The sequence below is a fragment of the Mycobacterium sp. genome (genome assembly GCF_035697385.1).
Lineage (GTDB): Bacteria > Actinomycetota > Actinomycetes > Mycobacteriales > Mycobacteriaceae > Mycobacterium.
The window spans coordinates 1-7639 of the sequence record NZ_DASSCY010000001.1 but is presented as its reverse complement, the minus strand read 5'-3'; the positions used below and the strand labels follow the sequence as shown (position 1 = coordinate 7639).

8 protein-coding genes are annotated in these 7639 nt (G+C 66.4%); 7 read left to right on the top strand and 1 reads right to left on the bottom strand.

Features of this window, described 5'->3' with window-relative positions:
• Positions 1-25: 25 nt before the first annotated feature.
• Positions 26-490, bottom strand: coding sequence for a peroxiredoxin (locus VFH65_RS00040; protein WP_353319088.1), 465 nt, complete (start codon positions 488-490; stop codon positions 26-28).
• Positions 491-583: 93 nt separating this feature from the next.
• Between VFH65_RS00040 and VFH65_RS00035 the strand changes: the two genes are divergently transcribed.
• The 7 genes from VFH65_RS00035 to lgt all read left to right on the top strand — a co-directional run.
• Positions 584-1303 (top strand): phytanoyl-CoA dioxygenase family protein, encoded by a 720-nt coding sequence (locus tag VFH65_RS00035; protein WP_353319087.1) that lies wholly within the window; start codon positions 584-586, stop codon positions 1301-1303.
• A gap of 38 nt (positions 1304-1341) precedes the next feature.
• Positions 1342-2868, top strand: coding sequence for an anthranilate synthase component I (locus tag VFH65_RS00030; protein WP_353319086.1), 1527 nt, complete (start codon positions 1342-1344; stop codon positions 2866-2868).
• Entirely contained in the window at positions 2865-3443 is a 579-nt protein-coding gene (locus tag VFH65_RS00025; RefSeq protein WP_353319085.1) for a TIGR02234 family membrane protein, read from the top strand. Before VFH65_RS00030 ends, VFH65_RS00025 begins: the two co-directional genes overlap by 4 nt.
• 71 nt (positions 3444-3514) lie before the next feature.
• The gene (trpC, locus tag VFH65_RS00020; RefSeq protein WP_353319084.1) at positions 3515-4333 is read left to right on the top strand and encodes an indole-3-glycerol phosphate synthase TrpC; all 819 of its coding nucleotides are present in this window, start codon (positions 3515-3517) and stop codon (positions 4331-4333) included.
• Positions 4334-4336: 3 nt separating this feature from the next.
• Positions 4337-5596, top strand: a complete 1260-nt coding sequence (gene trpB / locus VFH65_RS00015) for a tryptophan synthase subunit beta (RefSeq protein ID WP_353319083.1) — start codon at positions 4337-4339, stop codon at positions 5594-5596.
• Entirely contained in the window at positions 5593-6381 is a 789-nt protein-coding gene (gene trpA / locus VFH65_RS00010; RefSeq protein WP_353319082.1) for a tryptophan synthase subunit alpha, read from the top strand. Before trpB ends, trpA begins: the two co-directional genes overlap by 4 nt.
• Positions 6378-7639 (top strand): prolipoprotein diacylglyceryl transferase (lgt, locus tag VFH65_RS00005; RefSeq protein WP_353319081.1); only part of this gene is annotated, 1262 nt, incomplete at its 3' end. The genes trpA and lgt, both read left to right, overlap by 4 nt.

Genomic DNA, 7639 nt, shown 5'->3' with positions numbered 1-7639 from the left:
GCACCCCCACGTTCTCAAGCCTGCCCTAGGCCGACTGGCGCTCCCGCAGCACCTCGAGCGCCTTGTCGGCGTGGGTGTCCATGCTGAATTCGCTGGCGATCACGTCGAGCACGGTGCGGTCTGTGTCGATGACGAACGTCGTCCGCTTGACGGGCATGAGCTTGCCGAGCAGCCCACGCTTCACGCCGAACTGCGCTGCGACCGTGCCCTGCGCATCGGACAGCAGCGGGTAGTCGAAGCTCTGCTGATCGGCGAACTTCGCCTGCTTCTCAACGGAATCGGTGCTGATGCCAACTCGGCTGGCGCCGACGGCGGCGAACTCGGAAGCCAGATCGCGGAAGTGACACGCCTCCTTTGTGCAGCCCGTCGTCATCGCGGCGGGATAGAAAAACAGCACGATTGGGCCGTCGGCGAGCAGGCTGGTCAGGCTGCGCGGCGTGCCCGTTTGATCCGGTAGTTCGAACTCGGCGACCCGGTCCCCACGTTTCATGGCTCTCTACGCTACGCCTGCCACTGCGGCGACCCTGCCCGCAGCCCGAAAATCGTTGGCGCCGTGCGTCCTCCATCTGGAAGGCTCCGCCCAATGGTTGATTTGGACGCGTTCATCTCCGACGGATACGTCAAGGTTGAGCACGCCGCGCCGAGGGCTGTCGCCGACGCCGCGCGAGCCGTGTTGTGGCAGCAGCTGGGCCTGTCCGCCGATGATCCCGGCCAGTGGTCGGAGCCGGTGAAGTGGACCGCCGATTTGACCGGGCAGGGCCCATTCGGTGAGTTGGCACGAAGTCCGCGTCTGTCCGCGGCGCTGGACGCGATCTGCGGCAGCGGTGGATGGCAGCCGCGTTTCGTGTTGGGAAATATCCCGGTCAGGTTCCCCGTTTCGCCGCCGGCCGACGACCGGGGTTGGCATATCGATGCCAACACACCGCTGCCCGACGGGTCCTGGGCGGTAACCGGTCGTCCCCACACCGTGCTCGTGCTGACTCTGCTCTCCGAGGTCGGCCCAGACGACGCGCCAACGCGCATCCGTGTGGGTTCGCACCACGACGTCGCTCGCGTGCTCGGAGCGGACCCGCTGGACCTCGAAGAGATGGGCCGTGTGGTCGACGAAGCGAGCGCCGGACGCCCGATAGCGCATGCGACGGGCGAGCCGGGCGACGTGTACGTCGTCCACCCGTTTACGGCGCACGCCGCCGACGAGCACCGCGGCCGCACCCCCAGGTTCATGGCACAGGCACCGGTCATCCTGACCAGTCCGCTGACCCCGGCGTCGGCATCGCCGCTGGCTTGCGTGTTCGCAGCCTGAATTGGGGTTTGCACAGGCAGGTCTGGGAGGATTGTTCCGTGCAATCAACGGCCAACCTCGCCATCACCACCTCGCGCGAGGACTTTCGGGCGCTGGCCGCCGAGCACCGCGTAGTGCCGGTGACTCGCAAGGTGCTCGCCGACAGTGAGACCCCGCTGTCGGCGTATCGCAAGCTGGCCGCCAACCGGCCAGGGACGTTCTTGCTGGAGTCGGCCGAGAACGGGCGGTCGTGGTCGCGGTGGTCGTTCATCGGGGCGGGAGCGCCGTCGGCGTTGACGGTGCGCGACGGCCAGGCGGTCTGGCTGGGTGTCACGCCGCGCGACGCGCCAAGTGGCGGCGATCCGCTGCAGGCGATACGCGCGACGCTGGAGCTGTTGAAGACCGAACCGCTGCCGGGCCTGCCGCCGCTGTCGTCGGGCCTGGTCGGCTTCTTCGCCTATGACATGGTGCGACGGCTGGAGCGGCTGCCGGAGCTCGCGGTTGACGACCTCGGGCTCCCGGACATGCTGCTGTTGCTGGCGACAGACATCGCGGCGGTCGACCACCACGAAGGCACCATCACGCTGATCGCCAACGCCGTGAACTGGAACGGCACCGATGAGCGGGTGGATTGGGCCTACGACGACGCTGTCTCCCGGCTGGACGTGATGACGGCCGCGCTGAGCGTGCATCTGCCGTCCACCGTTGCGACGTTCAGCAGGCCCGAGCCGCTGCATCGCGCGCAGCGCACTGTCGAGGAGTACGGCGCGATCGTCGAGAAGCTGGTGCGCGACATCGAGGCCGGTGAGGCGTTCCAGGTCGTGCCGTCGCAGCGGTTCGAGATGGACACCGATGCCGATCCGCTCGACGTGTACCGGATGCTGCGGGTGTCCAACCCCAGCCCGTACATGTATCTGCTCAATGTTCCCAATGCTGATGGGGGACTGGACTTTTCGATCGTCGGCTCCAGTCCTGAGGCGTTGGTGACGGTGAAGGACGGCAAGGCGACGACGCACCCGATCGCCGGCACCCGGTGGCGCGGGACGACCGAGGAAGAAGACCTGCTGCTGGAGAAGGAGCTGCAGGAGGACGACAAGGAGCGCGCCGAACACCTGATGCTGGTCGACCTTGGCCGCAATGATCTCGGCCGCGTTTGCCGGCCAGGAACGGTGCGCGTCGAGGACTACAGCCACATCGAGCGCTACAGCCACGTCATGCACCTGGTGTCGACGGTGACCGGCCACCTGGCCGAGGGCAAGACCGCCCTGGATGCCGTGAATGCCTGCTTCCCGGCAGGGACGCTGTCGGGTGCACCGAAGGTGCGCGCGATGGAGCTGATCGAAGAGGTCGAGAAGACCCGCCGCGGCCTCTACGGTGGCGTGCTGGGGTATCTGGACTTCGCTGGCAACGCCGACTTCGCGATCGCCATCCGCACCGCCCTGATGCGCAACGGCACGGCGTACGTGCAGGCCGGCGGGGGAGTCGTGGCCGATTCCAATGGGCCGTATGAGTACACGGAGGCGGCCAACAAGGCCCGCGCTGTGCTCAACGCGATCGCCGCGGCGGAAACGTTGAGCGAGCCGTGACCCGGGTCGGGCAACTGCTCCTGGTGGCCGCTGCTGCGGCGCTGTGGGTGGCGTCGCGGATGACGTGGGTCGAGGTCAGCTCGTTCGACGGGCTTGGGCAGCCAAAGACCGTCGCGTTGTCCGGCGGAAGCTGGTCGACGGCGCTGGTGCCGCTGGCGGTGTTGCTGCTGGCCGCGGCGATTGCGGCGCTGGCGGTGCGTGGCTGGCCGCTGCGGGTGCTGGCGATACTGGTCGCGGCGGCGAGTGCGGGCACTGCATACCTGGCGATCAGCCTGTGGGTGATCCGCGATGTGGCCGTGCGCGCCGCTCATCTCGCGGAGGTGCCGGTCGCCGATCTGGTCGGCACGCAACGGCAATACTCGGGTGCGGTGATCACCTTGGTGGCAGCGGTGGCCGCCCTTGTGGGCGCGGTGCTGCTCATGCGCGCAGCCAGGGCGCGGGCGGATGCGGCGCGATATGTGCGCCGCGCGGCACCGCAATCCGAGGAACCGGGCGCCGCGATTTCGGAGCGCACCATCTGGGATGCCCTCGACGAGGGGCGTGACCCCACCGACGGGGACAACAAGGGCCGGTGATCAATGGTGGTGTGGTGGCGGCTACCCTTCGTTGAAGATCAAGCTGCGGTACGGGAAGGGAATCGACGGGTATGAGTTCGGCGACCGTACTCGACTCCATCATCGAAGGAGTCCGTGCCGATGTTGCCGCACGTGAGGCGCTCGTTCCGTTCACCGAGATCAAGGAATTGGCGCAGGCCGCGCCGCCGCCGCTGAACGTGTTGGCCGCGTTGCGCCAACCCGGCATCGGTGTGATCGCCGAAGTGAAGCGGGCAAGCCCGTCGCGCGGCGAGTTGGCGTCGATCTCGGATCCGGCGAAGCTGGCGCAAGCATATGAGGACGGCGGCGCCCGCGTCATCAGCGTGCTGACCGAAGAGCGTCGCTTCAACGGTTCACTTGAGGATCTGGATGCGGTGCGCGCGGCGGTGTCAATCCCCGTGTTGCGCAAGGACTTTATCGTCGGGCCGTATCAGATTCACGAGGCACGTGCTCATGGTGCGGACATGCTGCTGCTGATCGTCGCCGCGCTGGCGCAACAAGCTTTGGAGTCGATGCTCGACCGCACTGAGTCGCTGGGTATGACCGCACTCGTCGAGGTGCACACCGAGGAGGAGGCGGATCGCGCGCTGGAGGCCGGTGCGAAGGTCATCGGTGTCAATGCGCGGGATCTGAAAACTCTGAACGTCGATCGGGATTGCTTCGCGCGCATCGCCCCTGGACTGCCGAGCGGTGTCATCCGGATCGCGGAGTCCGGGGTTCGGGGCACCGCGGATCTGCTCGCCTATGCCGGGGCAGGCGCCGACGCGGTGCTCGTCGGCGAGGGACTGGTCACCAGTGGTGATCCCCGCAGCGCCGTTGCCGATTTGGTCACCGCAGGCACGCATCCGTCGTGCCCGAAGCCCTCACGCTGACTCGTGGCCGATTTCGCCGGCCCGGAACTGCCGCAGTCCAGCGCGGCCGTCGCCGAACCCACCAGTCACGATCCGGACGTGCATGGCCATTTCGGTGTGTACGGCGGACGATTCGTGCCCGAGGCGCTGATGGCCGTGATCGAGGAAGTCACGTCCGCCTACGAGAAGGCGCGTGGCGATCAGAGTTTCCTCGATGAACTGGACCGGCTGCAGCGGCATTACAGCGGGCGGCCGTCGCCGTTGTACGAAGCGCAGCGGCTGAGCGAGCATGCTGGCGGTGCGCGGATCTTCCTGAAGCGAGAAGACCTCAACCACACGGGATCTCACAAGATCAACAATGTGCTGGGGCAGGCGCTGCTGGCCCGCCAGATGGGCAAGGCGCGGGTGATCGCCGAGACAGGCGCAGGCCAGCACGGGGTCGCGACCGCGACGGCGTGCGCGCTGCTGGGCCTCGAGTGTGTGGTCTATATGGGCGCGATCGACACCGCGCGGCAAGCCTTGAACGTGGCGCGCATGCGGCTGCTCGGGGCGGAGGTGGTGTCGGTCGAGGCGGGTTCGAAGACGTTGAAGGACGCGATCAACGAGGCTTTCCGGGACTGGGTCACCAACGCCGACAACACATATTACTGCTTCGGTACCGCGGCGGGACCGCATCCGTTCCCGACCATGGTCCGTGACCTGCAGCGAGTTATCGGACTGGAAGCGCGGGTGCAGATTGTCGAGCAGGCCGGCAGGCTGCCGGATGCGGTGACGGCGTGCGTTGGCGGTGGGTCGAACGCGATCGGAATCTTCCACGCGTTCATCGACGATCCAGATGTGCGGCTGGTCGGCTACGAGGCCGCCGGTGATGGTGTCGAAACCGGCCGCCACGCAGCGACTTTCACGGGCGGTTCACCAGGAGCATTCCAAGGGTCGTTCTCGTACCTGTTGCAGGACGAGGACGGGCAGACCATCGAATCGCATTCGATCTCTGCGGGTTTGGACTATCCCGGCGTCGGCCCGGAACATGCATTTCTGAAGGACACCGGCCGCGCAGATTATCGGCCCATCACCGACACCGAGGCGATGGATGCGTTCGCGTTGCTGTGCCGCACGGAAGGCATCATCCCGGCCATAGAATCAGCTCACGCGGTCGCCGGTGCGGTGAAGCTGGGCAAGGAATTGGGGCGCGGAGCGATCATCCTGGTGAATTTGTCCGGCCGGGGCGACAAGGATGTGGAGACGGCGGCCAAGTGGTTCGGGCTGCTGGATGGTGCGTCATGAGTCGACTGGCGGGACTGTTCGACTCATGCCGGGCCGAGGGCCGGTCTGCGTTGATCGGTTATCTACCGACCGGGTTCCCCGACGTGCCCACGTCGATCTCAGCGATGACTGCGTTAGTCGAATCGGGTTGCGACGTGGTGGAGGTCGGGATCGCGTACTCCGATCCCGGCATGGACGGCCCGACGATCGCGGCGGCCACCGAGGCGGCGCTGCGGGGCGGAGTGCGGGTGCGCGACGCGCTGGCCGCCGTCGAGGCGATCAGCAATGCCGGCGGCCGGGCGGTAGTGATGACGTACTGGAACCCGGTGCTGCGCAGGGGTATCGACGCATTCGCTCGCGACCTGGCGTCGGCGGGCGGGCTCGGAATGATCACGCCGGATCTGATTCCTGATGAGGCCGACGAGTGGATGTCAGTTTCTGATGCGCACGACCTGGACCGGATTTTTCTGATTGCGCCGTCGTCGACTCCGGAGCGGTTGGCGGCGACTGCTGCAGCGTCACGCGGGTTCGTCTATGCCGCATCGACAATGGGGGTCACCGGTGCCCGTGACGCGGTGTCGACGGCGGCTCCGGAGCTGGTCGGCCGGGTGAGGGCGGTTTCGGACATTCCGGTCGGCGTCGGATTGGGTGTGAGGTCGCGCGAGCAGGCGGCGCAGATCGGGGCGTACGCGGACGGCGTCATCGTCGGTTCGGCGTTGGTATCGGCGTTGACGGACGGGATTGCAGCGGTGCGGTCGCTGACCGAGGAGCTCGCCGACGGTGTGCGGCAGGGGATTACTGCGTGACGACGACTCTTCTGGCTTCGTTTCCGAGCCCATCTCAAGGAGTCTGGCATCTCGGCCCGCTACCAATTCGCGCCTACGCCTTCTTCATTATCGCCGGGATCGTGGTGGCGCTGATCATTGGCGAACGTCGTTGGCAACAGCGCGGCGGAGAGCCCGGAACCGTCTACGACATGGTGTTCTGGGCGGTGGGGTTCGGCTTGATCGGTGGGCGGCTGTACCACGTGATCACCGACTGGGATAAGTACTTCACCGGCAATGGTCCGGGCATTGTCGGGGCGCTGCGGATTTGGGATGGCGGCCTAGGCATTTGGGGCGCTGTCGCCCTCGGCGGTGTCGGAGCCTGGATCGGGTGCCGGCGGCGGGGAATTCCGTTGCCGGCGTTCGGCGATGCGATCGCACCGGGAATCGTTCTGGCGCAGGCGATCGGGCGTATCGGTAACTACTTCAACCAGGAGCTGTACGGCGGCCCGACGACATTGCCGTGGGGCTTGGAGATCTATGAGCGGAGCGATGCCAGCGGCGCCGTCAGCCCGCACTTGGTCAACGGGGTGTCGACGGGCCAACTGGATTCGATCGTGCATCCCACGTTCTTGTACGAATTGCTGTGGAACCTGCTGGTTTTCGCGGCGCTGATGTACATCGACCGGCGGTTCAAGATCGGGCACGGTCGACTGTTCGCGATGTATGTGGCCGGCTATTGTTTCGGCCGGTTCTGGATCGAGCTGATGCGCGTTGACGAGGCGAACGGTTTCGCGGGGATCAGAATCAATTCGTTCACATCGACGTTCGTGTTCATCGGCGCGGTTATCTACATAATGGCCGCACCGAAAGGTCGCGAGGATCCGGCGACACTCAAGGGCACGCCAACCGAGGCCGAAGACAAGGCGAAGGACACCGAGGAGGAGGAAGAAACCTCCATCGAAGAGTTCGTCAAAGAGCTGACGGGCGTTGCTGCGACGACGACGGGACTGGTTGCCGCCGCAAAGGTCGCCGGTGAAGCCGAGGACGAGGACGCCACGGCCGCGGCGGGCGAGGAAACCGAAGGCGAAAGCGAGACGCATTCAGAGGCGGCCGCGGAAGCCGAGGCGCTCACTGAGGACGTCGCCGAGGCGCCGTCGGAGGACATCGCGGAGGCCGAGGAGTTCGCAGACGCGAAGGCCGAGGCCGAAGAAGCCGAAGCGGCGGAGGAAGAAGCTGAAGAAGCCGATGAGCCCGAGGAGCTAGGCGCCGACGTGGCTGGTGTGCCGGCCGACGACAT